At 64.0% G+C, this 24,594-nt stretch carries 30 protein-coding genes and 14 tRNA genes; 31 read left to right on the top strand and 13 right to left on the bottom strand.

The genetic code is table 11. The features are described 5' to 3' along the window. Positions 1-11 precede the first annotated feature (11 nt). The 15 genes from ACNQVK_RS01720 to ACNQVK_RS01650 all read left to right on the top strand — a co-directional run bounded on the left by ACNQVK_RS01720 (position 12) and on the right by ACNQVK_RS01650 (position 2,045). A tRNA-Gln gene (locus ACNQVK_RS01720) sits at positions 12-88 on the top strand. Between the two features lie 11 nt (positions 89-99). Beyond that, positions 100-176 (top strand) — tRNA-Pro (locus tag ACNQVK_RS01715). 5 nt (positions 177-181) lie between these two features. Next, positions 182-258 (top strand) — tRNA-Phe (locus tag ACNQVK_RS01710). 16 nt (positions 259-274) lie between these two features. Next, a tRNA-Val gene (locus tag ACNQVK_RS01705) sits at positions 275-349 on the top strand. A gap of 19 nt (positions 350-368) precedes the next feature. Continuing rightward, positions 369-445, top strand: a tRNA-Gln gene (locus tag ACNQVK_RS01700). Between the two features lie 11 nt (positions 446-456). Next, positions 457-533: transfer RNA gene (locus ACNQVK_RS01695), tRNA-Leu, on the top strand. 14 nt (positions 534-547) lie between these two features. Further along, a tRNA-Ser gene (locus ACNQVK_RS01690) sits at positions 548-635 on the top strand. 20 nt (positions 636-655) lie between these two features. Then, positions 656-729 (top strand) — tRNA-Met (locus tag ACNQVK_RS01685). 23 nt (positions 730-752) lie between these two features. Then, positions 753-826, top strand: a tRNA-Asp gene (locus ACNQVK_RS01680). A gap of 147 nt (positions 827-973) precedes the next feature. Then, positions 974-1,049: transfer RNA gene (locus ACNQVK_RS01675), tRNA-Arg, on the top strand. A 35-nt stretch (positions 1,050-1,084) separates the two neighbouring features. Beyond that, positions 1,085-1,179: transfer RNA gene (locus ACNQVK_RS01670), tRNA-Ser, on the top strand. A gap of 37 nt (positions 1,180-1,216) precedes the next feature. After that, positions 1,217-1,291, top strand: a tRNA-Arg gene (locus ACNQVK_RS01665). Positions 1,292-1,318: 27 nt separating this feature from the next. Further along, a tRNA-Cys gene (locus ACNQVK_RS01660) sits at positions 1,319-1,389 on the top strand. A gap of 49 nt (positions 1,390-1,438) precedes the next feature. Further along, positions 1,439-1,939 carry an HNH endonuclease gene (locus tag ACNQVK_RS01655; RefSeq protein ID WP_418028362.1) on the top strand — a complete coding sequence of 167 codons (501 nt, stop codon included), beginning with the start codon at positions 1,439-1,441 and terminating at the stop codon, positions 1,937-1,939. Positions 1,940-1,972: 33 nt separating this feature from the next. Beyond that, a tRNA-Arg gene (locus ACNQVK_RS01650) sits at positions 1,973-2,045 on the top strand. Positions 2,046-2,058: 13 nt separating this feature from the next. Here ACNQVK_RS01650 and ACNQVK_RS01645 read toward each other — a convergent pair. From ACNQVK_RS01645 to ACNQVK_RS01630, 4 genes are all read right to left on the bottom strand, one after another. Continuing rightward, the gene (locus ACNQVK_RS01645; protein WP_418028361.1) at positions 2,059-3,855 is read right to left on the bottom strand and encodes a hypothetical protein; all 1,797 of its coding nucleotides are present in this window, start codon (positions 3,853-3,855) and stop codon (positions 2,059-2,061) included. 20 nt (positions 3,856-3,875) lie between these two features. After that, entirely contained in the window at positions 3,876-4,298 is a 423-nt protein-coding gene (locus ACNQVK_RS01640; RefSeq protein ID WP_418028360.1) for a helix-turn-helix domain-containing protein, read from the bottom strand. Positions 4,299-4,364: 66 nt separating this feature from the next. Further along, on the bottom strand, positions 4,365-4,616 hold the full coding sequence (locus ACNQVK_RS01635; protein WP_418028359.1) for a hypothetical protein: 252 nt from the start codon (positions 4,614-4,616) through the stop codon (positions 4,365-4,367). A 189-nt stretch (positions 4,617-4,805) separates the two neighbouring features. Then, positions 4,806-5,369, bottom strand: coding sequence for a hypothetical protein (locus ACNQVK_RS01630; RefSeq protein WP_418028358.1), 564 nt, complete (start codon positions 5,367-5,369; stop codon positions 4,806-4,808). 283 nt (positions 5,370-5,652) lie between these two features. Here ACNQVK_RS01630 and ACNQVK_RS01625 point away from each other — a divergent pair, with 283 nt between their 5' ends. Next, complete coding sequence (locus tag ACNQVK_RS01625) at positions 5,653-5,985, top strand: WXG100 family type VII secretion target (protein WP_418028357.1); 333 nt, start codon at positions 5,653-5,655, stop codon at positions 5,983-5,985. A gap of 12 nt (positions 5,986-5,997) precedes the next feature. Further along, positions 5,998-8,349: a hypothetical protein gene (locus ACNQVK_RS01620; RefSeq protein WP_418028356.1), complete on the top strand. Its 2,352-nt coding sequence runs from the start codon at positions 5,998-6,000 to the stop codon at positions 8,347-8,349. Positions 8,350-8,359: 10 nt separating this feature from the next. Here ACNQVK_RS01620 and ACNQVK_RS01615 read toward each other — a convergent pair whose 3' ends face one another. From ACNQVK_RS01615 to ACNQVK_RS01590, 6 genes are all read right to left on the bottom strand, one after another. Continuing rightward, positions 8,360-8,896 (bottom strand): hypothetical protein, encoded by a 537-nt coding sequence (locus ACNQVK_RS01615; protein WP_418028355.1) that lies wholly within the window; start codon positions 8,894-8,896, stop codon positions 8,360-8,362. A gap of 96 nt (positions 8,897-8,992) precedes the next feature. Beyond that, positions 8,993-9,508 (bottom strand): hypothetical protein, encoded by a 516-nt coding sequence (locus tag ACNQVK_RS01610; protein ID WP_418028354.1) that lies wholly within the window; start codon positions 9,506-9,508, stop codon positions 8,993-8,995. 54 nt (positions 9,509-9,562) lie between these two features. After that, a complete protein-coding gene (locus ACNQVK_RS01605) occupies positions 9,563-10,354 on the bottom strand; it encodes an RES domain-containing protein (RefSeq protein ID WP_418028353.1) in 792 nt (263 codons plus the stop codon). A gap of 59 nt (positions 10,355-10,413) precedes the next feature. Continuing rightward, on the bottom strand, positions 10,414-10,803 hold the full coding sequence (locus ACNQVK_RS01600) for a hypothetical protein (protein ID WP_418028352.1): 390 nt from the start codon (positions 10,801-10,803) through the stop codon (positions 10,414-10,416). A 177-nt stretch (positions 10,804-10,980) separates the two neighbouring features. Next, entirely contained in the window at positions 10,981-11,388 is a 408-nt protein-coding gene (locus ACNQVK_RS01595; protein WP_418028351.1) for a hypothetical protein, read from the bottom strand. Positions 11,389-11,496: 108 nt separating this feature from the next. Further along, positions 11,497-12,966, bottom strand: coding sequence for a hypothetical protein (locus tag ACNQVK_RS01590; RefSeq protein WP_418028350.1), 1,470 nt, complete (start codon positions 12,964-12,966; stop codon positions 11,497-11,499). Between the two features lie 126 nt (positions 12,967-13,092). On the opposite strand from ACNQVK_RS01590, the gene ACNQVK_RS01585 reads away from it, so the two are divergent. The 3 genes from ACNQVK_RS01585 (at position 13,093) to ACNQVK_RS01575 (ending at position 14,503) form a co-directional block, all read left to right on the top strand. Then, on the top strand, positions 13,093-13,221 hold the full coding sequence (locus tag ACNQVK_RS01585) for a hypothetical protein (RefSeq protein ID WP_418028349.1): 129 nt from the start codon (positions 13,093-13,095) through the stop codon (positions 13,219-13,221). A 241-nt stretch (positions 13,222-13,462) separates the two neighbouring features. Continuing rightward, positions 13,463-13,825 carry a helix-turn-helix domain-containing protein gene (locus ACNQVK_RS01580; RefSeq protein ID WP_418028348.1) on the top strand — a complete coding sequence of 121 codons (363 nt, stop codon included), beginning with the start codon at positions 13,463-13,465 and terminating at the stop codon, positions 13,823-13,825. Between the two features lie 168 nt (positions 13,826-13,993). Then, positions 13,994-14,503, top strand: coding sequence for a hypothetical protein (locus tag ACNQVK_RS01575; RefSeq protein WP_418028347.1), 510 nt, complete (start codon positions 13,994-13,996; stop codon positions 14,501-14,503). Between the two features lie 172 nt (positions 14,504-14,675). Here ACNQVK_RS01575 and ACNQVK_RS01570 read toward each other — a convergent pair whose 3' ends face one another. Together ACNQVK_RS01570 and ACNQVK_RS01565 are read right to left on the bottom strand one after the other, a co-directional pair. Beyond that, complete coding sequence (locus ACNQVK_RS01570; RefSeq protein ID WP_418028346.1) at positions 14,676-15,011, bottom strand: hypothetical protein; 336 nt, start codon at positions 15,009-15,011, stop codon at positions 14,676-14,678. Next, a complete protein-coding gene (locus ACNQVK_RS01565) occupies positions 15,011-15,271 on the bottom strand; it encodes a hypothetical protein (protein ID WP_418028345.1) in 261 nt (86 codons plus the stop codon). Before ACNQVK_RS01565 ends, ACNQVK_RS01570 begins: the two co-directional genes overlap by 1 nt. Before the next feature lie 161 nt (positions 15,272-15,432). On the opposite strand from ACNQVK_RS01565, the gene ACNQVK_RS01560 reads away from it, so the two are divergent. From ACNQVK_RS01560 to ACNQVK_RS01540, 5 genes are all read left to right on the top strand, one after another. Next, a complete protein-coding gene (locus ACNQVK_RS01560) occupies positions 15,433-15,780 on the top strand; it encodes a hypothetical protein (RefSeq protein ID WP_418028344.1) in 348 nt (115 codons plus the stop codon). Positions 15,781-16,025: 245 nt separating this feature from the next. Next, on the top strand, positions 16,026-16,445 hold the full coding sequence (locus tag ACNQVK_RS01555; RefSeq protein WP_418028343.1) for a hypothetical protein: 420 nt from the start codon (positions 16,026-16,028) through the stop codon (positions 16,443-16,445). Positions 16,446-16,691: 246 nt separating this feature from the next. Then, complete coding sequence (locus tag ACNQVK_RS01550) at positions 16,692-17,225, top strand: hypothetical protein (RefSeq protein ID WP_418028342.1); 534 nt, start codon at positions 16,692-16,694, stop codon at positions 17,223-17,225. A gap of 183 nt (positions 17,226-17,408) precedes the next feature. Continuing rightward, positions 17,409-17,768, top strand: a complete 360-nt coding sequence (locus tag ACNQVK_RS01545; RefSeq protein ID WP_418028341.1) for a hypothetical protein — start codon at positions 17,409-17,411, stop codon at positions 17,766-17,768. 61 nt (positions 17,769-17,829) lie between these two features. Then, positions 17,830-19,335 (top strand): serine/threonine-protein kinase, encoded by a 1,506-nt coding sequence (locus ACNQVK_RS01540; RefSeq protein ID WP_418028340.1) that lies wholly within the window; start codon positions 17,830-17,832, stop codon positions 19,333-19,335. 37 nt (positions 19,336-19,372) lie between these two features. On the opposite strand, the gene ACNQVK_RS01535 is transcribed toward ACNQVK_RS01540, so the two are convergent. Beyond that, entirely contained in the window at positions 19,373-20,119 is a 747-nt protein-coding gene (locus ACNQVK_RS01535) for a DUF6199 family natural product biosynthesis protein (RefSeq protein ID WP_418028339.1), read from the bottom strand. A 1,224-nt stretch (positions 20,120-21,343) separates the two neighbouring features. On the opposite strand from ACNQVK_RS01535, the gene ACNQVK_RS01530 reads away from it, so the two are divergent. From ACNQVK_RS01530 to ACNQVK_RS01505, 6 genes are all read left to right on the top strand, one after another. Then, positions 21,344-21,493: a hypothetical protein gene (locus tag ACNQVK_RS01530; protein ID WP_418028338.1), complete on the top strand. Its 150-nt coding sequence runs from the start codon at positions 21,344-21,346 to the stop codon at positions 21,491-21,493. A 54-nt stretch (positions 21,494-21,547) separates the two neighbouring features. Further along, entirely contained in the window at positions 21,548-22,018 is a 471-nt protein-coding gene (locus ACNQVK_RS01525; protein WP_418028337.1) for a hypothetical protein, read from the top strand. After that, a complete protein-coding gene (locus tag ACNQVK_RS01520) occupies positions 22,009-22,758 on the top strand; it encodes a hypothetical protein (protein ID WP_418028336.1) in 750 nt (249 codons plus the stop codon). Before ACNQVK_RS01525 ends, ACNQVK_RS01520 begins: the two co-directional genes overlap by 10 nt. Before the next feature lie 29 nt (positions 22,759-22,787). Beyond that, on the top strand, positions 22,788-23,279 hold the full coding sequence (locus tag ACNQVK_RS01515; protein WP_418028335.1) for a hypothetical protein: 492 nt from the start codon (positions 22,788-22,790) through the stop codon (positions 23,277-23,279). A gap of 38 nt (positions 23,280-23,317) precedes the next feature. After that, the gene (locus tag ACNQVK_RS01510) at positions 23,318-23,767 is read left to right on the top strand and encodes a hypothetical protein (protein ID WP_418028334.1); all 450 of its coding nucleotides are present in this window, start codon (positions 23,318-23,320) and stop codon (positions 23,765-23,767) included. A 112-nt stretch (positions 23,768-23,879) separates the two neighbouring features. Then, positions 23,880-24,497: a hypothetical protein gene (locus ACNQVK_RS01505; protein ID WP_418028333.1), complete on the top strand. Its 618-nt coding sequence runs from the start codon at positions 23,880-23,882 to the stop codon at positions 24,495-24,497. Positions 24,498-24,594 lie beyond the last annotated feature (97 nt).

Raw genomic sequence — 24,594 nt, 5'->3', positions numbered from 1 at the left:
CCAAACACCATTGCCCACTAGCACAATTGGCAGTTGCGCCCGGCTTTGGACCGGGAGGTTCCTGGTTCGAATCCAGGGTGGGCAGCCAGGCGCGACCAGCGGGGTATAGCGCAGCTTGGTAGCGCGTTCGCTTTGGGAGCGAAAGGTCTCCGGTTCAAATCCGGGTGCCCCGACCAACATTCGGACTCTAGCTCCAACTGGCAGAGCACCGCCGTGAAGAGGCGGGGGTTGTGGGTTCGAACCCCACGGGTCCGGCCACAGGCCACTGCGCTACGCCCCCATAGCTCAGCGGAAGAGCGCCGCTCTTACAAAGCGGATGTCCGAGGTTCAACTCCTCGTGGGGGCACCAACGTCATCTCCACCTACCTTGCTCTCTAGCACAACTGGCAGTTGCGCCCGGCTCTGGACCGGGAGGTTCCTGGTTCGAATCCAGGGAGGGCAGCCACTACGCAGTACGCCTTGGTATCCCAACTGGAAGAGGAACCGGCCTCAGATACCGGTCAGTGGAGGTTCGAATCCTCCCCAGGGCACCAACAATTCACCTTATGGAGGGCCAATCCGAAAGATGGCGACGGAAACTGCCTTGAAAGCAGTCGAGGCGAAAGCCCTTAGGAGTTCGACCCTCCTGCCCTCCGCAACGCACCACCAGCACTATCGCTCCGTAGCTCAGCACGGTAGAGCGCGAGACTCATAATCTCGATGTCGCGGGTTCGATCCCCGCCGGAGCAACGAATAACGCAGCACCACTTTGAGGCTCTGTGGCGCAGATGGTCAGCGCGCCGCCCTGTCACGGCGGAGGTCGCGGGTTCAAGTCCCGTCAGAGTCGCAGGAAACAACCACATTGCGAGGGGGGACATGTACCAAGGACCGGCGACCGATCTTCGCACGATCGGTGCGGCGGGTTCGATTCCCGCTCCCTCCACCAGTTCACGCTCGCCCAAGCGCGCAGTCGCCTAGGCAGGCATGGGCATCGGCCGCCGTAGCTCAATGGATAGAGCTACTGATTACGGATCAGTGGGTTGGAGGTTCGAATCCTCTCGGTGGCACCACAGTTCGACCCCCAACCGCCGGGGCTGGGGCATTGGGAGAGGTGCCGGAGCCTGGCTGAACGGGCCGCGGTGCTAACGCGGAGACGCACAACCGTAGCGTCCGTGGGTTCAAATCCCACCCTCTCCACCAGCAGTGCCCAACGGCGGCCCTGACCGCCAAGGTGAAGGCCTCCGTAGCTCAGCTGGACAAGAGCAGGCGATTTCTAATCGCCGGGCCGCAGGTTCGAGTCCTGCCGGGGGCGCTCAACGAAATCCAGCACCAAACACCCGCGGGTATGGCCGAATGGCAAGGCAGCGGTCTGCAAAGCCGCACACGCTGGTTCGATTCCAGCTGCCCGCTCTCATCATCAACACCCGACACCACAATCCCGAAAGGAGGGCCAGAATCGATGGCCGACTACCCAGCTGTGCTGGTACTGAACGCCACCTACGAGGCCCTCGACCTGGTGTCGTGGGAGAACGCAATCGTCCTACTCGTCAAGGACAAGGCCACGGTGCACCGCGCGCACGAATCCGGTGCGGTGATCCGCTCTGCCCAGGTGACGATTCCGCTGCCGGCAGTCATCGTGCTGACGCACTACGTGTTCGTGCCCTACCGGGAACCCGACGATCACGCCGGCACCTCAATGGCTGCGATCCTGCGTCGAGACAATTTCGCCTGCGGCTACTGTGGTGACTTCGCGACCACTGTGGATCACGTCGTGCCCAGATCGCGTTCGGGCCCAAACACGTTCGCAAACCTCGTAGCGGCGTGTCTGACGTGCAACCAGCTCAAGGCGGACCTAACCCCCGAGGAAGCCGGGATGCGATTGCTATGGACGCCACGGGCGCCGTCGCGCAGCCCTGTGCGTCAGCGCCACATCTGGCGGGAACTGTCCACGACGAGCTGACCGGGCCGAGCCACTCGGCCCGGTCAGCTCCTGGCCTTCGTAGCTCAACGGATAGAGCACCGGTTTCCGGGACCGGAGGTTGCAGGTTCGAATCCTGCCGAGGGCGCCCCCGCGCGGGCTCACGCGGTGAGCTCGGCAGCAATGAACTCGGCTAGCTCGTCGTCTTCGCGCTCACACAACACCCGCACGACATCGTCACGCCGGCAACCCAGGCTGGTTGCAAGTGCGGCCAAAGGGTTACGTATGCGCCGGCCAAGAAGGCGGCGTAGCCGCTCAACTCCAACCACATCCGCGGCCAGTGGGGATACCTCAAGGCTGCCCCGATCGATGTCGAATGCCAGTACCAACGTGTCGCCGAGGGACACACCGAGGGTCCGCGCGAAGTAGCGCATCGACCCGATGTAGGGCCCATTGGTTTTCGAAAGCCGCCACGCCACGGTGATGTCACCGGCAGCACTGGTGAATGAGCGCTCGCCGCCGGGAGAAGCGCCCAACGCCATCGACAGTGCTTGGTGGACTTGGGAACCCGATCCACGCAATACATCGGGCGTGACAGGCATCGCGTACCGGATCTCACTCCCAAGCCGGAAAACACCACGAGCAGCGTTGAGCGCAGGCACTGGCGGCAGCGGATCCGAGACCGTCCGGCGCCGAATCATGCCGTCTTTGGTGATGAAAGCCAGAGTCTGCATTGTGGTTCGGATCGAGCCTTCGGCCACATCGGGAAAGGCAGCCAAGAGATCGCCTATGAGATCAGCGATCCGCATCCAGCCGCCGGCTGCATCAATTCTGGCCGCCATCTCGCCGGAGATTCCGCCGTACTCGTCGCGGCCCCATAGCCGAAGCCCCCACTGCCGTCTCGACGTCCGCATGAACCGCGCGTCCGCTGACAAGGCCTCCTGGAGCCTGCCGAGCAGGACTTCGCCGCCAGTCGCCTCCGTGATCACCTCGGGGGTGGCCGGCTCCCCGCGCACGTGCAATACCGCCTCAGCCTTGTCGGCTGTGGACGGGCCCCACCGCACCCAGACATCCCCAAACCTGCGCACCCTCACCAACGCGCTCAGATAGGCCGACGCTCGATGAGAGGTCAACCCGACCTCACGGAGCGCGGCCACCAGGGTGGACTTCGCGACTGCGCCGTCGCAGTCGAAAGCTTGGGAAACAGCTGCTTCTACGCGATGCCGACCCGACAGCGATGTGTTCTCACACCAGCCGTCACACTCGAGGTAGGGGCCGGCCAAGTGCAACAGAATCTCGGCTTCCCGACTGTCGGGCCGCACACCCACACGTAGCAATCCCTCAACGACCTGTTCCCAAGGGACAAACGGGCCCAGGCGCCGACGAAGATCCGCCGCATGCTCGCTGACCTCCTGATGCCCCGGAGAAGCCAACAGCTCAGCGAAGCGAGCGCGGGCCCGCGGCTCGTTGCGCTGAATGCCGGCCTTATGGACACCTAGACGCTCGGCCACTACCGGCTGAGTGACCGGATGCATCGCCCACATCCGCGCTTCGAGGATGATCACGTCACGCTCACTCAACTGGGCGACCAGACGCTGCACCGCCGAATGCGCACCGACCCGGATCGACGCGGCCGCCACATCAGCCACAGCCTCACGCGCCGCGGTCAGCAGCGCCCGAACCGTGCCGTCACCGGTTTTCGGCCGCGCCATCAACGTCCCCAAGGTCTGACTGCGCATCTGCGACCACGAGTCGAACTCGGCGGCATAGGCAGTGGCGACGCGCTTCGGCAGCCGCGCATAAGGAATGCGCAACTGCGCGATGGCGTCGAAACCGTCAATCAGATCGTCGAGTCGGCAATCGACCAGGGCGGGTGTATTCAGCTTCGGCCGCACCGACCAGTCGCGGCAGTCCTGGCCGCCGGTTGTCAGGGGTGTCTGGTCTGACGATTCGCACACCGCAATCCACCAAACTCCGTCTATGCGCACGCATAGACGATGCGAAGCCGCCCACCCAGCGCCCACCGCAGCCGGCCCGCCGCAGCCCGGTAGAACGCCGCCGGCAACAGATGCTCGCCTGTCGGCTGATCCCTGATATCGGCATCGACACGCGGAACCTCGACCTGCGGCCAGTCCTGCGGCGCCGAGGATTCGACGCGACGCGCCGACTCGGCACCGCCATCGGCGCCCAGGGATGAGAGCACACGGTCAAGCTCGCGAGCGACGTCAGCTTCCATCCGCGCATCGAGCTCGATCAACAACTCAACAACATCGGCCCGCAAGGGAATCACGCCATCTTCCCATCGGCGGACTGTGCGTTGGTCGACGTGAACAGCGTCAGCGAGCCACTGGGCGGACAGCCCTAGCGATTCGCGAATCGTCTTGAAATCAGCAGGCGTCATGGTCTGGCGTCCTTCGGGGTGAAGTGGAAGCCGGGGCGGGACTTGTCCCACCCCGGCCGCGGGGTGTCAGAAGGGACGCAGGATCGCCTCGGCATGCTCGGCAACCCAGTCAGGGGTCAACTCCGAAGGCGTGGAGACCGTACCCACCTGCCGCCACCCGGCGCCGTCGATCGCGGCGCGCACCGTCCTGCCGTCATCTCCGACGTAGATCCAGCCGCTGGCGCGCCACCCACGCGAGACGGCCAGGAGGTACCCCCGCGAGCCGTCGAGCGCGTAATCGGGAGCCTGGGCGGTGAGGGTGGTTCCAGAGGTGTTCATAGTTCTAGTCCTTCCGGTCGGGTGTGGCCTAACGCCTGCCTTCTACAAGCACCCTACGCCCTAACTTAGGGCGTGGTCAATATCTGACCGTTCGCACGGATGAATTGGCGAGGAGATCACCCGGAGCCCCACCCGGTTCTTGCTAAGGCCAGGAACAACTCACCGCGACTACGGCCCGCGCGCACGTACTCAAGTGGTCCGTTCCGGAACGGTGAACGGCAACCCGAATTCCGAAAACCACCGATCGGGATGCAAATTCACCGTGTCGATCACCGACTCTGCCGCATCGGAAGGCATGTCGAACAACAGCAGAACGTCATGATCCTGAAATAGGTACTCGTAGAGATCGCCCCAACCGTGCGGATTCTGTTCATCGGGCCAGTCGCAAGCCCGCTCGGCTGGCAGATCGGTATCGTCCACCGCGGCTCGCCGCAGAATGAAGTGAAGTGCCATCTCCTCGCCGCTGCAGCGGGGGATGGGCGCACCCCACCGCCGGGCGTCCTCCCCGAGGCGCTGCGCGGCCGCGGCGAACTGATGGCGCCAGAACTGGCTCTGCCGAAAGGTCTGCGCCGGCATGTCGCCCAGGATCCGCAGCTGGCGCCGATTCTGCCGGGTGATGGCAGCAGTCCCGAGCAACGTGGCGTCCGCTTGGACATCGGCGGCTACCTGCTCAGCCGCTGCGACGATCAGGTCTCGGCGCCGCGGCCCGACTTCAGCGATGATCTCGGCGTACTCCTCGTCGATCTCAGCCATGCACTGAATCCCCGTTCCTCAGCCCGTATATGCATGTGTGGCAAGCGGTGTCGGCACGCGACGAAAACGCTGGAGAACTTCATTCTGACCAACACCGGGCCGTTATCGCCGCAGCGAATCGCCATCACCTATGAGAAAAAACACGACGCCAGGCACCGGGGCGCCGCGGCGCAGCTATTCCAAAAGTTCCCTTCACCGGCTGTCACATGGTGTGATCTCCCATGTATGTCGCCTTGGCCGGTCCCGGACTCGGCCGGCTCCTGGGGCAAAGAGGTGGTGTGCGGTGACGAAACCGTTGCGAGTTAACGTCGAGGACCTCCAACGCTCGGCAACCCAAATCAGCGAAAGCGCCGAGCACATCCAGGCCACCGACACCGCCAGCACAAACCTGCTGACCAGCGCCCAGACCGGCTGGATCGGAACCTCAGCAGCCCGCCTAGACCGCCTCGCCACACGCTGGAAGACCGAGACCCAGACAGCCCAGACGCTGCTGGCCAAACATCAAGCGGATCTCACCACGGCCGCCAACACCTACCTCTCAACGGAGGAAGCCAACGCTGCCGGAGTCACACAGGCCGGCCAACCGCCCGCACCCGGCCCAACAACCACCATCTAGGGCGCCCGACCGATGTCGATCACATCGTTGGCCCAGATCGAATCCTGGAACGCCGCAGCGATCCGAACAGTCGGCCTGGCCGCCACCCAACGCGCCGAGGCAGCACACAACGCCGCGCAAACACTCCGCCACCTGCCCGCATGGAACACCTGGAACAGCTCAGCAAAAGACACCACCCAGACCGCCGCCGCAACCACCGCCCAGACCCTCGACGAGCAGGCCCGCAACGCCAAAACCCTCCAGAACGCCACCGAAACCGCCGCCGGCGACATCGACCGCCTGCACACACGCGTCGCTGAACTCCGCAAACAAGCCACCCTTCTCGGCCTGAACATCGACAACGCGACCAACCAGGTCACACCCACTCAGCAGCCAGCCTCACCCCTGATGATGATGGCCGCCATGACCACCCAAGCGGCTGTCATGGAACTACTCGCCGAGGCCGACCGCATCGACAACACCTTGGCCGCAGCCCTCACCGCAGACGGCGAACCCGCGGACCCTGAACCCTGCCCCGACGACGTGATCGTCGATCGACACCACGGCCCAGACATCCAAATGATCGACATCCCCGGGCCCACGGCCACAGGCGAAGACGACGGCCGGACACTGGCAGACCAACTCGCCGTACCCCCGGCCTACCGCGACCCACAAATCCTCGATCAGACCGCGGCACATCTGCCACAAATCTCACTGACCCCCGAGCAAATGGACGCCCTCGCACAAGGACGCGAAGTCACCGACCTGCCGAAGGAAACCCTCGACTACTACCGCGACTTCTACGCAACCGCCGGCAAAGACGGCCTGCTGCTGCTGGACCGGCGCCTGGAAGCACGAGAAGCCGCCGGAAACAAGGACGCCGCAAACCAGCGCGACCGGCTCGCCAACGCCCTGATGCTGGTCAGCAACGAAAACGTCGTCGAACTCAACCCCGACGGCACAGTCGCATCACGGGGAGGCTATGACCGCCTGCCTCCCGACCTGCGCCAAATGCTGGAAGTGCGACGCTCAGACGCCACCTACCCAGACATGGAGAACCTCGGCCCCTTCGTAGCAAAAAACCAACATGTCGCCGACACCGTGCAATTCAGCGAACTGGCAGGCGAGGCCAACCCGGGCTACCAACCAGGATCACGCCTGGGCACCGAAATGTATCTCAAGTCAGCGGACATGGTCAGCTACTCACTAGGCGGCTGGATGAGCACCGACACCCCACCCGACGTCTACGAGCGGGCCGCAAGTTCACTGCTCGACACCGCGGGCCGCAACAACGAAGCGTCCTACCAGATCTGGTCCGGCAACGGCCCTGACCTGCCACAGGGATACGACCGCGAACAGACCATACGGACACTCATCGGACACGACTGGACCAAAAGCGGCAGCGGCGGAAGAGGCGCAGCGACCTTGCTCGACTGGATCACCGAGGACACACAACGCCCCATCGGCGACCCCATCGGCGACCGAGCCAGAATCGCATTCACCGAGGTCCCCAACATGCTGGCACCCAGCGACACCGACCCGACATGGAACAGCCAGCGAGACGCCTTCGCCCACAACCCCGCGATCGCAACCGAAATGAGCCAAATGCTGGCAGCCAACACCGACGCACTGGCCGCACCGGGCCAACAATTCGGCTTCCCAGAGACCAAGATCGACGCCAGCGGCCACGCCCTCATCAGCGCCGACGACGCCCACCGACTGCTGGAACTCGGATCCTATTCCGAGGACGGCCGACTAACCCTGACAACAGCCGCCGAGACAGCCCGCATCGACGAGCTCGCGACCGCGATGAGCGGCCACCAAGGCAACCTGTCCGACCAAGTCGCCAACACCGCCGCCGGCGGCCTATCAGGCCGCATCGACAGCGCCATCACCGACGCCATCAACCACCAAAACCAAGTCCTCGGAGACGAAGTCACCAACCCCAAGGACGCGCTGTACCGCGCCAAAACCGCGGGCGCCGAAATCGCCGGATGGGCCTCCAACGAGTTCGTCGACAAGATCCCCGGCGCCGGCGAAGTCAAAAGCATCACCGGCTTTGACCCACGCGACTTCGTCGAGAACAAGATCAAAGACTGGATCGGCAAGCCCGACTACCAAGGGCTCACCGTCCCAGACCCCGACAACCTCCGGGCAAGCTCAGCCCTACAGGCGCAACAGACGCTCCTTCAAGCCGCCCACGAAGCCGGACAACTCCCGCCGACACTGCAGACTCCAGACGGCGCACCTGTCGACGTCGCCAGCCTGAGCCCATCGAGCACGCAGTACCAGCAGCTCCAACAGTTCCTCATTGACCGTGGGCTGACGCAGTACGTCGTCGACTACGGCCAGAGCTACTCGATAGCCCTCGACGGGAAACGCTGAAACTGCCAGATCAACGCATATTGGCGAACGGTAGGCGCCCGTGGGCGCTCGTGAAGGCCTTCAACAGAAGTTCCTCGGTCGCAACCGCCCTGCTGTCGTCGGTGGCCATCCATCCCACGAGCAGATCCGAACTATCGGCCAGCTGCCAGATCCGCCGGCCACCAGTGTGCGGCACGAGCTGGCCAGCGCCAAACTTGCGGAACTCCACCAACCTGGTCAACAGGCCACGGTCCTGACTGCTTCCGAGTTGCGCCTTCCCGATATACACAACAGCCGCCCCAGGCACCCACAACCGCTCCAGCTCTGCCACCGAGACCGTCTGATCCCTGCCCTTGACACGGCCCGCGGGGCTGGTCTCCAGAAAGGTCGGCGGGCCATCGGCAACCCGCAGCACGCAATACACACCGGCTACGTTGGGAACCGTGGCGGCCGACAATGCTGAGAACGGCACGAACCCCTCAAATCCGAACTGTTCCAACGCCGTGCGGGTCCATGCGACTGGCACACGAGCAGGCAGGTCTGCTGACGGCGCTTCGCGCTGCGTCATCGGCACTCCTCGCCTGCAGTGTGCGCCCTACGTGGGACTGCACAGGATGGTAATGCTTGCGCGATGTGACGGGCAGATGACAGCGCTCCACGGTGGCTAAAGGCCATTCGTGCGCAAGCCGCACGTCCACCAACCGTCGCCAAGATCCATCGGGTTCCGGCACACCATCCCGTAGAGATCGGCGCCGGCGGGGGACCGGCCAGGGTTGTAGAGATAGCCGCCCGCATCGTCGGGAATGCCGATCCACTGCGGAAAGAATCGACTGCCGGATTGATCGGATACCCTGCCATGCACGCTGAGAAACCGTAAGTGCCAGGGCAATTCGCGACCGTAGTAATCGTGTCCGGGATCAGTCCCGAGCGCCATCTCAAACAGAGGCCGATGCAGCGCAAACCACGCGCGGGGAGCGAACACCCACGCCGAATTCACGAACACAGTCACCACGACCAGTACCGGGACCGCGACCGCGACCGCCACCCACTGACGACGTCTGATCAGGACGACTGCAACGGCCACGACGCCGAACAGATACAGGACGGCCATCAGTGGACCGACGACGATGTCCATGAACCACAGCGACGTTCGCGACCAATACCACCAGAACGCCGCCAACCACGACACCAGACCCGTCCACAGCAGAACCCGCCACCGGCGCGGACTCATGAGTCAGAAGATCCGCATGCCACGAAGCGCGGCGGCGTCGACGAGGTCCTTCGTGTGCCGGCCAACACCAGAGGTACTGACCAGAGCCACCGGATCCGGGCCCGTCGCATCATCGGTTCGCCGCAACCACATTGCCCAGTTATCCAGTGTGCTACCCCACTTCGAGGGATACACGATCCCGTGAGGCCGCTCACCGCCCTGCAGATGAACCGATTCCCGCACCCACGTGGCGATCCCCGTGGTCAACGGTTTGAACTGTTCGGCCGAGCTGGTGAGTTCACTCATCGTCAACTGGTCGATCGAGCACCGCCCCAAAAGCGCCCCGAGCTGCCTGGACAGAACCCCAATCGACTCTGCACCAGTGATATCCACAAACCACCCACCGAGAGGAAGCCGCAACTCATACAGGGACCGCACCTGCCGCCACCCCTGCGAAATCGACCGGTACGGCATCGCCCCGTACGCAGGCAACTCCCGGGCGACCTGCTCGGCGAACGTCGCCGCATCGTCGGGGCCGACATCGTCGAACAACTCAGTCATCGGTATCGCCGGCGGATCAGGAGTGATGTACCCCAGTACTTCGACAAACGCACCGATCGCCGTCGAGCCGCCGTAGATCGTGCGCCCCGGTGTATCCCACCGCGACCACGCCTTGACTTCAGGGTCCCCGGCGGCCCGGACTGGAGGATTGAGCGGACCGTACTGCGACCGCGCCACCCGGTAGATGCTCTGGCCGGCACTGGCGACGATGTTCATCCCTGACGACGTACACACCGCAGCGTCCGTAGACGTCACCAAAATCAGCCCCCCTGTGCACAGCGATCCGGCTGAGTATAGGGAGCGCCCAGGACAGCTCAGGAGTAGTAGGAGTCGGCGACGAACGCCTCAGCCGCCCGGAAGACCTCCGGAATGCGATCCTCACGGACAAGCTGCGCCGGCGTGAGCCCGGCGAGGCGGGGATTGGCCGACAACAGCCAATTGCGCGCCACCTGATCGTTCTCAGCGTCCTCGATTGAGCGGAACACCGCGTGCGCAGCCTTCAGCCGCCGCGCTTTCTCTTCCGAGGGCTTGGCATGGGCAGCATCGCCTGGTGCTGAGGCCCAGCGGGCCGGCATGGCCCGGCTCTTCGACAGCGCCATGTAGGCGATATTGGTCGGCCCAAGCCGTTCCAACAGGTACGCCACGACCTCGTGGGTGTCCATCCGGGCGGTGCCCTCGGCAGCCTTGACCAGCAGATCAGCCATTGCTCGTGCACCTCCTCAACTCTGACAACCACATAATAGGCCGGAATAGTCCCCAAAGTAGCCCTGTAGTGACCGCAGAATATACCGATTGTGACACTGTGGCGCGACTTGGCCAACCCCGCAAAGCGCGATAAGGCCCGCCGGTGACGCTGCAAACGCCCAGCGCAAACGACCTACTCACGCCCCATTTGCGCGCCCCCGAGCCGCACGAAGTTTCGACTCCATCTGCTCGCGGTAGGCGACATTCTCAGCCCGGTCAGGCTGGCCAATGCTGATAGCGGCAATAGCCCGAGCGTGCTCAACCTCCGCCTCAAGCGCCGCAATCTCATCTGAGACCACCGGTCGTACACCGCCGTTGCGCCGGGGGCCCTGTTCGACCGGCTCGCCGCAGGCCGCGCAGTACCAGCCACCCTTGGCACTCTTTTGCAGCTGCCAGTCCTCATGCTCGTGCCCACTGCTCACAAACGTTTCCACGGTGAGTTTGCGGATGCTGCGAGCGAGGTCGCCGACCTCGCTGTTGCCGTGCCGGTTAAGGTACGGCTCGATGAGCTTGGCGATCTCGGCCAAGCGTTCTGCTGGCTCCATCGGTGTCCTCCTCAATGCGGCGAAATATAGCGTTATCGTGCGCTCGACGTCTGGACGAACTGTGGTGCGGGTCGCGGGGGCATCGAGGGGTTGCCCCCGCGACCCGGGTCAGGCGGGCACCTCGGATCCGGCGGTCGCCCGGTCCTCTCGCCACTGGGCGAACCGCTTCATTTCCTTCTTCGTGAGCCACCGCTCAGCGATGACCTCGACGTGCTCTTCCCACTGGCCTGCCGCGTAGTCGTAGCGCTTGACCACCTCGGTGTCGCTGCCGGCTGCCTCGATCGCGGCCAGGGCCTGTGCGGCCCGCTTGGCGAAGGTGTCGATCTTGGCGCGGGTGATCACCGTCTGATCGACACCCTGGTAGTTGTCGTGTTCCTTGACGGTGGCCGCCTCCAGCGGCAACGTGTCGCCCACGTTGTAGACGAACTTGCCCGTGGCCCACCACTTCACCACATGCCCGCTGGCAGTCCGCCCGACGAACAGGGTCCGCGGCCCGTAGTCGCCGTCGCGCTCCAGGACAGTGGTCAGGGTCAGCTCGATGTTGCGGATCCGCTCCTTGATTTCGCCGACGAAGCCCTTCGCGACCGGGTTGGCCTTGCGTTCGGCCTCCAGCTGCTGCTGGCGGGCGTACACCTTGACCAGGCTGGCCAGGTACCCGATGTTCTTGCCCGACACGCTCTGGCCGCCCAGGATGACGCGCAGATTGCGGCCGTAGTCACTGTCCTCGGCCGTCTCGCTGACCGACGCCTTGATGCCGGCGATCAGAGCAGCATCGGCCAGGTGCACCGCGGCCTCGGCAGCCTTTTCCTTGAAGTAGGCCCGCTCAGCTTCCTTGAGTCGGTTGATGTCGGTGAACAGGCTGGTTCGTACCTGCGACGAGGTCGACACGCCGCTGTAGCTGCCGGCCGAAACGTAGTTGCGGCCCTGGTCGCTGTGGGCGAACGAGTAGGCCAGCACTAGATCGATCGCCGCGCCCAGGTCGCGCGAGCTGAAACCTCCACCCATGCCGTCATCGACGGTCAGGTCGTCGAGCTCCTCATCGAACGTCAGCGCCCACAGGCCCTTGGGGGAGACGCCCGTGTACAGCTCGATGCACGAATGCCCCAGCTGTGCGATCGACCCGTCACGCTCATCGCGAATCAGATACAACCGCAGGCGATCTCGGTCCACGTGGCAGTGGTCGCACTCCGTGGTGCCGCTGGGCGCATAGCCACCCAGCTCCTGTCCTGGCGCCGAATGCACGGTGACACCGGCCTCCTCGGGCACCAGCTTGGCCACGAACGTGAAGTGTCCATGCGACAGGCGCAGCGGCCCGGTCAAGGTGGCCCGCACCCACGGCTCGGTGATGAACACCGCATCGCTGCCGCCGGCCACCCGGAGGTCGCGGTTGGAGATGTTCTTCTCGACCTCGAATTCCTCGTAGGACACCTCGAACCGGGCGCCCAGGCCGGCGCGGGCCAGCTTGCGGTTGGCCTGGTCGATCTTGGCCTTGAAGTCCTCGGCCTTGTAGGCGGGGATCTCCCACGTGTGGGTTTCGATCTCCGTCTGGGTGGGGGCATCTACGCTGCTGTCCAACATGCCTAAACTGTAGCGCATGCTACATGCAGCGTCAACTACATTGCTCGTGTTGACGCCCACTGGGCGCTGCCGCAACCGCCGGGGATATTGCTTGCACGCAATATTGCGGCGGAGTAATATTGGGTGGTGCTGATCGACTGGCCCAAGGACTTCGACGACCACCTCACCCGCCTAGAGGAATCGTCGGATCCGACCGACCAGCAACGACTGCGGCTATTGCTGGCAGAACTGACAATCCTGCAAAACCTCGACTAACCACCCACCGACGACACCCCATCCCTCAAGCGCGTACGCCAATCCCGCCGCCACCAGGTCTGGCGCGTCTCACACCCCTACCGAGACCGACTGATCGTGTGGTTTCCCACCACCGATCGCATCGTGATCGCCCTATTCGCCGCAGACAAAGCCCGAATGGGAGACGTCTTCTACGACAGCGTCGGCACCGCGCCGACGCCGCCATCGAAACCTGGATCCTTCACAACCGCGAGGAGAAGAAATGACCGACAAGTTCATCCGCGGCAACGACCGCCTAACCAAGATGCTCGCCGACCCAGAAGTCCGCGCAGACGTCGACACCATCGTCGGCGAAATGGACCAGATCGACCGCGCCTACAAAATGGGCCTCGCCGCCGTGCGCCACGCCGCCAACCTGACTCAGGCCGAACTGGCGCAGCGAATGGGCATCAAGCAGTCAGCACTCTCCGGCGTCGAGAACCGCGGCGATCTACTGCTATCCACCCTGGCCGCCTACCTCGAAGCGCTAGGGGCCCGCGACATCGCAATCACCGCCAAGCTCGGCGATCGCACCATCGCTATGCCACTGCAGACACCAGCCGCCCGCGACACGGCCCCTGTGTGACCACAACGGGCTGCAGGGACACTGAGAAAGGCCGACAGAGCAACACAAGCTATCTTCGGAACGCTGCGCAGCGCAGCAGGGTCAGCATCTGAACACATTCGGGGGGATAGACGTAATGGGGCAACCACAGGGACCGCAACGACCCGGATCGGCCCCAGGGGAGCCGCAGTGAGCGAGTTCCGCCAATCCGTCGCGGCCGCGGCCGAAGGCACGCCGTACCGGGTGGTCGACGCCAGGCGTGGTTTCGCCGTCGAGCTCGACATCGTCAACGCACAGTGGTGGGGTGTCTTCAACCGCGCCGGCCTGCAGTCCAGTTTTCGGTGGCGCGTCCGAGAGCATCCTTCGTACTTCACCATCACCGACCGCCAAGTCCGGGTGAACTGGACCGCCGGCACACCCCGATTCGCATTCTCCTGGGATATACAGATCGGCCGGATCTGGGCGTTCACCCGGGAAACGATCTGGGCGCTGTCAGACCGCGGCCGGATCGAACCGGTCGTCAACTATCGGTTCAATTCGCGGGAGGGCCGCGACCTGATTCGAATGGTGGCCCGCCAGCAGGGACTCAAAGAGCGTCAGCCATGGTCAGTCAACCTCGGCCTGGCCGCGGTCCTGGCAACCCCAGTGGGCTTCGCCGTCTTGGGTCTCGTCGTACTCATCTCCAAGCTCTTCAGCTGAACTGTCCTGGAAAGCGCACCGCCACACCGCCACCGCTCCGGAAAACGACACTGAAATCCAAAGCAGGTGACGGGCTACACAATTCGGGAACCATCTGCACCGAAGGCGCGGGTGCGATGGTAAATCGCCCAGAGCTCATTCCGGAGCGGGCGACCTGCGACCCGGGACGTACTCACCCCGCCATGTCGAGCTCGACCTCGGCGCAGTCGATACACACACCGAACCCGGCCTCTGGGCAGATGCTGAACTGGATCCCGCACCGCGTACACAGCCGCCGTTTGCCATGCTCACTGTCGGCGATGCCGTAGGAGTCGCGACGATTGCCAGGCCCAGCCTCAGCGGTCTGCTGCGGACGCTGCGCCTCCAACTCCAACAGGTCCAACAAAAGTCGGTCATCAGAGGTGACTGGTTGATACGGGGCCCGGCGCGGCGGCAGCATGTCCTCGGTGACATCGAAGATGCTCACCGCCTTCGCAGCCCCGGCCGCCCCGCCTTCAGGGTCAGTCATCAGCCCTCGACGCGCCGCAGGTCCGACAGGGGAGGAGAAGCCGGCAACCCGAACGTACGGGTCTGCGGCTTAGCTCCAGGACCGTCCTGCCGCCACAAAACGACGTGATCCTCCGCGACCGCGGACACGACCCACACCCTGCGTCCGGCCCGAATCCTCACCTTGTCCCCGACTGTGAACCCTTGCGGCCCATCCATCGGCGCGGCGGCGAGGGGGCGATTCATGAACTCGATCTGCCAATCCGCGAGAACACCACTCATGCCAACGACTGTAGCGCGCACTACATGAAGCGGCAACTACATAACGATCAGAATGGACCCTGAAACACGCACGGCCAAAACATGTCACACCACACCGATACAGTCGAAACCAACAACCGGCCACTCCACACGGGAGAGGCCACAACCCACCAAGGGGCACCATGAACAAGCGCGCACTCGCCAACGCAATCCACGCCATCCCGTTCCAGGCGCTCGCCACCGCGCTGCCAGACCTCCGCCCATTCAACGACGTCCACTACGAACTACGCCGCGAATTCGCGTCATGGACGCTGGCAAACCGCGCCGAATTCGACACCTGGCAAGACGCCTTCAACGCCTGGGCAGGTGCGACCCCCAACCGCCCCGGCCGCATCACCCTCACTGTCAGGTGCCCCAGGTGCCACGGCCGCCTCTACGCAATCCAGCACGGCCGCGTAGGCCCCTGCATGAACTGCCATGGTCGACGCAACATCACCCTCGTCAGCGCCGCCCGCTATCAACAGCGCTAGCCCCAGGACCCGCCCGCTGGCGGCAAAGGGTGGATTCCGCGCCTTTGCGCCCCCGAAGGTCCCGCAGGTGCGGTCCACCGGGGCAAGCTCCCAGGGTTCACCTCGCCAATGTTGGTAAATCACGAGCAGGAAAGCCGCATCGGTCCAGTCAGTACGGCATGGATCCGCCACAAGTAGATGTTATGATTCGCAACACGCTGAGATGAGTGAGCCAGCGGGCGCACCCACCGGAAAGAAGACTTGCCATGACGATCACCGAAGACCTCGAACGGGAACATAACGCCGCCGAGGGATCGCCGACAGCCCCGCTCGACACGCAGCCGGCGCAGCAATTCCTGCACCAAGAGCGTGTCAGCCCGCAATGGACCCTCACGGTCCTGGCCGCCGAAGGCGGCACCATTCCGTCCGTGGAAATGGAAGCCACCCACCGCAACGGCCGATCAGAACGCTTCAGCGTCAGCCTGTGGCCAACCGGATGGCGCATTCTCAGGCACGGCCTGACCATCCCCAACGCCGTCCGAAAGGCCGCAATCGGCATCGCCGCCAACGGCACAGACCTCGGCCCACCCCGCGCACAAACCACCAACGGCTCAGAACTGCCGATACACAACGACACCGCCCGGTACGGCCTCGAACTGACAGACTCGTTTCACGATCCCCGATAGGAAGAACTCAGGATGGCTGTAACCGTCAACGTAGGCACCCCGACACGGTGGTGGACATGGACTGAAATCGCTACCCATGAGCAGCTGGCCTGGCTGCCTGTCGACTATCGACTCCGCGACGCAGACGGCATTGAATGTCTCGCGGTAGGAGCGGGAGTCACGCCCGGCGGCTGGGTCGCCGTCGACAGCAACGAAACCCACGTGCCGCGCCTTCCAGCGCAGGTGGTCTGAGCGGAGGTGAGTCCTGTGCGGTCATATGCGCACCGTCTGGTCGCGGTCGAGATCGACGCGGCTGACTTCGAGGTGCTGCTCGCGATCGCACGCTCACCGCACCGCATGATCGGCAGTTCCTCGACCCGCACCCCAGTGGCGCAGCGAGCTCGCGACCTTGCTCGCCGCGAACTGGCGCAGTACATCAGTGGTGCCCGCGGCGGCTGGTCTCCCGGGACATGGGGCGCATACCCAACGTGCAACGGGTTCAACGCGATGTGGCGGTACGCAGGCGACCTCCATATCGATGGTTGCGGATCGGCCTGGAGCGCCGACGGAACGTGCACCGGCTGCCGATCGCGGCGCCTGCTCGACCTCCCTGCCTACGAGCAGTACCTCGCCATGCTGTCCGACGAGGCTCGTGCGAACGAGCTACGAACCTCGGCGCTTTGGTGCACCGAGCATGGCTACATCCGACAGACCGACGTCACAACCCAAAAGATTTGTCCGCTAACAGGATCACCGGTGCATGACGGCGGCCTCAACAGAGTCGGACACCTGGTCCGTTGAAGGAAAGAGCAGCGATGCGGGAGTCGAGAGCGGCGTCAGCCCAGTATCCCTGGGCCTGTGAGGCGTGCGGGGCGCCAGCGTTGGGCCCGTGCCGCACTAAGTCTGGTCGCGTCACCGACACACATTCCGTCCGACTCAAGCCGCGGGCCCCGCGGGCCTCCTAGTCATGTACGTCACCGAGTAATGGGATCCACGGCCGTCATCGTCGGCACTGCGCCCGGCCACCACGCGTCCCTGACCGAAATTCAAGGCTGGGCAGCCGGGGAATACCCGGCCATCGGGACACCCGAGCAGACCCGAGACAAACTCAACGAACTCATCACCGCCGCGGGGATCGCCTCGCACTGGACGGACGAGACGTCAGGCGTGCGCCTCCCACACGGGGTCGGGTCGATCACCTTCAGCGTCCACGCCGGCCTCGTGCGGTCGATCTGGATCAACCGGCCAACAGGCGAACTGCTCGATCTCCTGACCGCGCGGGGCCCCCACGACGGTTGGCGAGTGTTCGACGCCGACAGCGATACCGAATACGGCGGCCAATAGCCACGGCCACGCAGCACCCGGTTGCCATCCCCGCGGCACGGCCAGGCATACGATCCACGCTGTGGAAGGCACGCAGGTCTCTCTCAGCGGGCAGACGTGGACGATCGGCAACCTGATCGACGAGGGTGGCGCCGGCGCCGTCTATGAAGCGACCGGACCCAACGGTGAACACGCCGCGGCCAAGTTCGTGATCGGCATGCGCGCCTCCGAACGAGAATTCGACTTCACCGCTGTCACGGGATCCCACCTGATGCAGATCCTCGACACCGGCCAGCACCGGGGGGACCGTGTGATCCTGATGCCCCGCGCCGAAGGCAACCTCAAGACTGTCATCGAACAGCACCCCGACGGGATGCCCATCGACCAGGCCGTCCCGATACTGCGCGACATCGCCACCGGCCTAGCCCAACTGGACGAACACAAGGTCGTGCACCGAGATATCAAGCCCGCCAACATCCTTCGCTACGAAGGACGCTGGATCATCGCAGACTTCGGCGTCGCCCGCTACCACGACGCCCAGACCGCATCCCTGACTCACCGACGCCACTTCACCAGGCTCTACGGAGCCCCTGAGCAATGGCGCTACGAGCGAGCCACCCCCAAGACCGACATCTACGCCCTGGGCTACCTCGCATATGAGCTGCTCCACGGCACCCGCCTATTCCACGACGTCGAGTACCACAACGACGAACTGGGGGAGACCCACTGCACCCGCCCCGTCAACCTCACCGGAACACCCCCGTTGATGTACTCCCTGATCGAAAGATCACTGGCGAAACGCCCAGAGCCTCGCCCCTCTGCAGCGACGTTCCTCGCCGACCTCGACCGGCTCAACACCCCAGACGAATCCAGCATCCCCGCCATCCAAAAGCTGATCGACATACAACAAGGCGTCACCCGCGAACGCGAAGAATGGCAACAACTACAAGAAGCCGAGGAACGCGAATCTCAACGCTTCAACGAACTCCTGGAGATCGCCAAACAGGAATGGATCCGCATCTCCGACGAGTTCGTCGACACGATCAGCACATTCCGCGACCTCGAAACAGGCGCAACCCGCCGCGGCGCCGGCCAATGGAACGTCGAACTGCGCATGGCCAAACTCGATTTCAGCGGAGCCTACGGCGCCCAACGCCACGGACCACCCATGCCCTACACCCTCATCGCGGGCGCACACGCATCCCTCACCATCCCGCGAATCGGAGGAACCTACACCGGCCGCGCCCACAGCATCTGGTACGGCGACCTCCAACATGAAGGCGAATTCGGGTGGTACGAAGTCGCATTCGCAGCAGCCCCGGGCCGCAAACGCGGCCTCACCGAGCCATTCGACCAACGCCCATCCTGGGAAGCCGGCGAAATATTCGCCGGAACTAACAAGGCCATCCAACTCGCATGGCCGCCCACCCCATGGCGCTACGGAGACCTCCGGGAACCAATCACGAGGTGGGCCACATGGTTCGCGCAAGCCGCTGACGGCACACTCGAGCGGCCCCGCGAGATCCCTGAACGCCCCATAGAGGGAACATTCCGCCGACCCTCGCCGGAAAAGCCCTCGCCCAGCTGAAACTCACCGACACGGACGCGAAAGCCAAAGCGACCCATCACGGCACCCGGCAGCCATCCAGCGTGCAGTAAAGGTTGGGCACCGGGTTGCCAGGCGCGGCCGGCTGCAGCACTCGCGCCGCCTTATCAACGATCGGCCCATTCGTCACAGCCGTGGTACCGGGACGAACCTCAGTCAGCACCATGGTGCTGACCCACGGCGACCAGTTCCCGACCCGGCACTTTTCGTCCGCGCCCGGCTTGGCATACCCATATCGATCCACCCACGACAGATGCAGATCAACCGTCACCCGATCGGTGCCCAGGCCACTGACCGTCTGCATGACTTCGCAGCCGTCTCTCGGCTCCGTATTCATACCCCCAGCAGTAGCACCATCTTTGGGAACCAGGTAGGAGACATTGAGGTACGTCTTGCCCTTGAACCGCTCGGACCTACCGTCCATGAGCTCGTAGGCCACGATCGGAATCACACCACGATTCTGCGGAGGCGCCGGCCGCGGCTTGGGCGTGTAGCTAGACGCCGTTGACGTCCGCGATGATGCGGTCGACGCGCGCCGATCAGCCGGATCCGGCCGAGTCCACGCAACCACTGCCACGATCACCACAGCGACAATCACGATCAACCCACTGAACGCGCTCATCGCGTACGCCGCATCACTCGGCTCGTTCGCTTCGGGATTCTTGTACCTCCACGACTGGAAGGTCCACCACACAGCCCTCGGCTTCAGCAGCATGAACAGCCCAATCGGAAGACCGATTAGCAAAATGATGATCGCGAGCGCCACCCAAGGATCGTAAGGCCGGCCACACCAATGCGGGCACACCTACATCCAGCGTCGAAGCCAGGTAGGGACATCGAAGAGAGCGAAGCTCTCGGCCACCTACCCCGCGAGAAGCGCCCGGGGCCGGGTTGAGCACGATTCACCGTGATGCCACGAGGTTTCGAAACACCGAACACGGTTGACCGTGCACGGCTGATTCCCCTCCACGAAGCCGTCAAGCCAACCGGCCCGGCGCAGCTCGGCATCAGCACGCGCAAGCTGAGCGTCAGACAGCCGCGGCCCGCAGACAACCAACTCGGACACTGCAAGAGCGGTTCGCCGATGATCAGTCCACTGCTCTGGTGGGACGACATCGATCGCCCAGAGCACCTGCACCCCCTCACCAGCAGTTCGCAGCCGTGCGCCTACCGCCGCCAACCGCTCCAGTTCACAGGGGCCGTGAGGCCCGAACACATGCGGCACCAAGCGCAGCCATTGCGCCAGATCGAGTCGAGCCCACATCCTGGCGACACCGAGGTCGGAGTGTTCACAAACCCCAGGCCTCGGCGGCCACATGGAGGTCGGGCCCAACGCCGTACCAGCGCGGAAATCGCTGCGCAACGATGCCGGCACCCCGTGGTCATCGAAGAAGCTGACCAGCTTCACACCAAGTGCGCGCGCACCGCCATCGCCGCCATCGAGGTCCTGGTGGGTACTCACGTTCACCGCGCTGTCCTCTCATTCCGCCTATTGCTGACTCTGCGGGGACATCCCCGGGAGGTAGGAGCGTCCGCCCACGCAGACGAGCTGCGCCCCAACTGTAGATTCAACACCACGTCAGGGCTCACAGACCGTCGCTCATAACGCAAGGCCGCCAACAAATTTCCCCGTACCGGGCCGCGGGCGCCATGGGCGCGCTGTTGACAGTCCGCGCGACGCTAACCGAGTGTTCCGCACAAGCCGAGCCCAGCCGGCGCACGCAACGCCACCCACCTTCTTCTGCCCGGCCAGGGGCAATGCCATCACCGCAGAGTGAGGCCATCGCGGCGGATGAAACGACACCAGAAAAATCACATCTGTGGGTAAACCACCGGGTCGAAACCGCCGTAAAACCTGCGACGCAACCAGGGATCGTGTCACCGAGCATAGTTATGATTTGCAGCAGCCTTGCGGTGGAATCCACCGCAACAACTGCCGGTAGAAACGAGAGGGAGGACCGCCACCATGCGTCGACCGAACCCATCACTGATGACCCCGGCAGATTTGGAGGCTGCGATCGAAGCAGAAATGGCGGCACACCCAGACGGAAGCCCGTACGCAGATCTCCTGCATGAAGAGTTTGAACGCCGTCAGGGCGCCTACATCGAGGTAGCCGACGACTACGCCAACGTGACGTGAGAACAGCTCTCATGGCGTTGAACACAAGCCCGGTGAAGGTGGCTATGCGAAAGGTTGGACGAGGAAGTGCTTGCGACCGTTGACGTTAAGGGCGTGCAGATCGTTGGAGAGCAGATCGGCCACTTCGTGGTCCACCCGGCGATCACGCGCGACACTACGAGCGGTGAGTTCTTCCTGAGCGCCGATACGTGGGTGATCCACCATCTGCCGTCGCGCACCGACCTCATGATGTTGCACGAGGCTGATCCAGTGGAATGGCCCGGCCATCCGCTCGCTATCGACATGGAAGTGGTGCGGGACTTCCTGGAGTGGCTCGACCAGTTCGCCGACTGGTCTGCGGCGCAACCACAACCAGCTTTCGCCGCCGAATCCGACAAACAAGCGTACCGCCAGTTCGGCGCCGGCCCAGTGTTCTGGCGACGGCCCCAACCGACAGACGAGACCCTGCCGAAGCAATTAGGCCACGCCCCCGCAACGCGCCAATCGGAAGACCAAGACGCAGAAGGAGATCCAAAATGTCGATAGATGACGTTGCGCCGCCGCTGGACGGAACGCCTACCCTCACGCTGCCCGACGCTGAGATCGTCTTTGGGGTCGGTGCTGACCTTCGCCACGCCGTGACGCGGAAGATGGCACTGCGATCTGTCGGTGAAGGCTCGATCCGCGACGCAGTCGCGGGCTCGGTGTGCGGTCAACTCGTACGTCTGGCCGCGAGTTGGGGCGCATACGAACCTGATTCGAGATACCTGCAACACGGCCACGTGTGCACGCCCTGCGCATGGATAGTTGCCGGCGCCCAGGATCGGCTGCCTGAGATGATCGCGTCGATCACGCCCTCCGAGAAGAACATGCACGTAATCACCGCCGCTCTGGGCGATCCGCTGGCCGGTGTCCGACTCCTCGAAGCGATCGTCACTGACGACGACTTGGGCGACAACCTGGCGGGACGATTCCGCCGGTCACAACGCGCGGACGTGCTTGCCCATGCTGTCGCGCATCTGCCGAGCGTGGTGGTGTGCGAGGACTGCGCCGAACGACCGGCAGCCGACAACGGCGATGACTGTTCCTGCGCCGTGGCACTGTGCATGACCTGCACCCTGACCTCAGGACCGTGGGCCGGGGAATGGGAGGGCTACACACTCGACGAATGCACCGTTGAGTCACCGTGTTCGGCCCTTCGATCCCTCTGCCACCACTACAAAATCGCGCTACCGCAGCAGCGCCCCGAGGGCCCAGACAGCCAGCCGACACACCGTCCGGCATAGATACCGAGAGACGTCGAGAGGAAACAACGATGAGCAGACACATTCTGGCGATCAGCCTCGATGACAGCGAACAAAGGCGCCTGGACGCCGGCGAACTGATCTTCCCCGAACACATCGACAGCCATGACCACAGTGTCATGTGCCTCGCCGGCAATGGCTGCTCCGGCTGGCTTAAATGCCACGAACCCCACGAGGTAGACGGCAAGTCGGCAAAGTGCGGACCCTACGACTGCAGCTGCCCAGACGAGCAACCCAGCTGCCTGGGCGATGAACTAGACGAGGGCGACCGGCCCCGACCACCCTGGCACGACGAAGAAGACTTCGAATTCCACGGCGTCATGCACACCTGGCGCTCCGGCCACGGCTGGACAGTGCCCTTCACCGGCCACTGCATCGTTGCCTGGGGCGACTACGAACTACCCGACGACTACGAACAGCTCCCACTAGGAGAGCACAACGTCGACGACGACTGGGACGACACGACCTGCTACCTGACGCTCGCCGACGAGCCGACAAAGTGAGCGGTCATCAAGACCTTCAGCAACCGAAGGAATCGACCGTGAGCGACGACATCACCGACCGCGCCAGGGCCACTCTGGAGGGCACCACCGACGGGCCATGGGAGGCGGACCTGGACCCGCACGGCGAAACCCGAGGGATCTGGCCGACGAGCCCAGGAGAAGAGATCATCATCGGCGAGTACATCGCCAACGATGGGTTCGACTCGAACCGCTGGGCAGGTGGATCGGACCAGAACCTCCGATTCATGGCCGCAGCACGCACTCTCGTGCCAGAGCTGATCGCCGAAGTGGAGCGGGGACGACGTGCGTGCAAGACGCTCGGCGGGATCGTGGAAAGCCAATGCCGCATGGCTCTCGACGCGTCCGGCCTGCATCACCTGATCGACGAGGACGGCGACGGCGACTGGGCAGCGGTGTGGGAGAAGATCGCAGAGCTGGGCGCCGCGAGCCATCGGCAGAGACAAATGCCGGCTAACAGAGCCAATTGATCCGGGGCCACGTGCTTCGAGTACGTCCCCAGCCCACTGAGCGGACCGTGCGGCAGTCCGAACAGTGCGTCCGCGACTGAACCGCACAATTCCCGGCGAAAGGAATGACCCCTTGGCCAACACCTACACCGAGCGGGACATGCTCGACCTACTGCTCGCCCGATACACCGCCATCCGACGTGGAACCGTCGCCGACCGTTGGGTGCGCGCAGAGCACGTCGCCTCTGACCTCGGACACCGAAGGACAGGAGTGTCGAAGGTCGCTGACTTTGTCGCAGCCGACAAGTACCCCGGAATGCCCTACGGCACTGCATTGGCCCTACACGGCCACGAAGTCAAGGTGTCGCGCAGCGACTGGCTGACAGAACTTCGCGATCCAACCAAAGCTGAAGCCGTAAAGCGGTACATGCACCACTGGTGGCTGGTCGTACCCGACGCTGACATCGTCAAACCCGGGGAGTTGCCCGATGACTGGGGACTGTTAGTCAAATCCGGCAACAAGCTGAGAGCGAAGGTTGCCGCGCCCCGCCTTGCACCAGGGCCAGTGCCACTCGACTTCACAATCGCACTCATGGCCGCGGCAACCAGGACGGCCTACCGCGATCCATCACGCCGTGACGCACCGGTGGCCTACTTCGACGACCGCCCGCCGCGCTGTGGGTTCTGCGGAGAGCCGTGGCCATGCTCGATTCACCAGCCCCGCAAATTCACGCAGGCCGCGACAGCCTGAAAGTGGAGGCCAGATGCCCGCGAACCTTGACGTATGCGCGCGCTGCGGCCATATCCGCCAGCACCACGACACTCGGTTAGTCATCGGTGGTCCGGTG

The sequence above is a fragment of the Mycobacterium sp. 134 genome (assembly GCF_048282715.1).
Lineage (GTDB): Bacteria > Actinomycetota > Actinomycetes > Mycobacteriales > Mycobacteriaceae > Mycobacterium > Mycobacterium septicum.
Note: the sequence above shows the minus strand (reverse complement) of the source record. Positions and strands in the feature narration are given on the sequence as shown.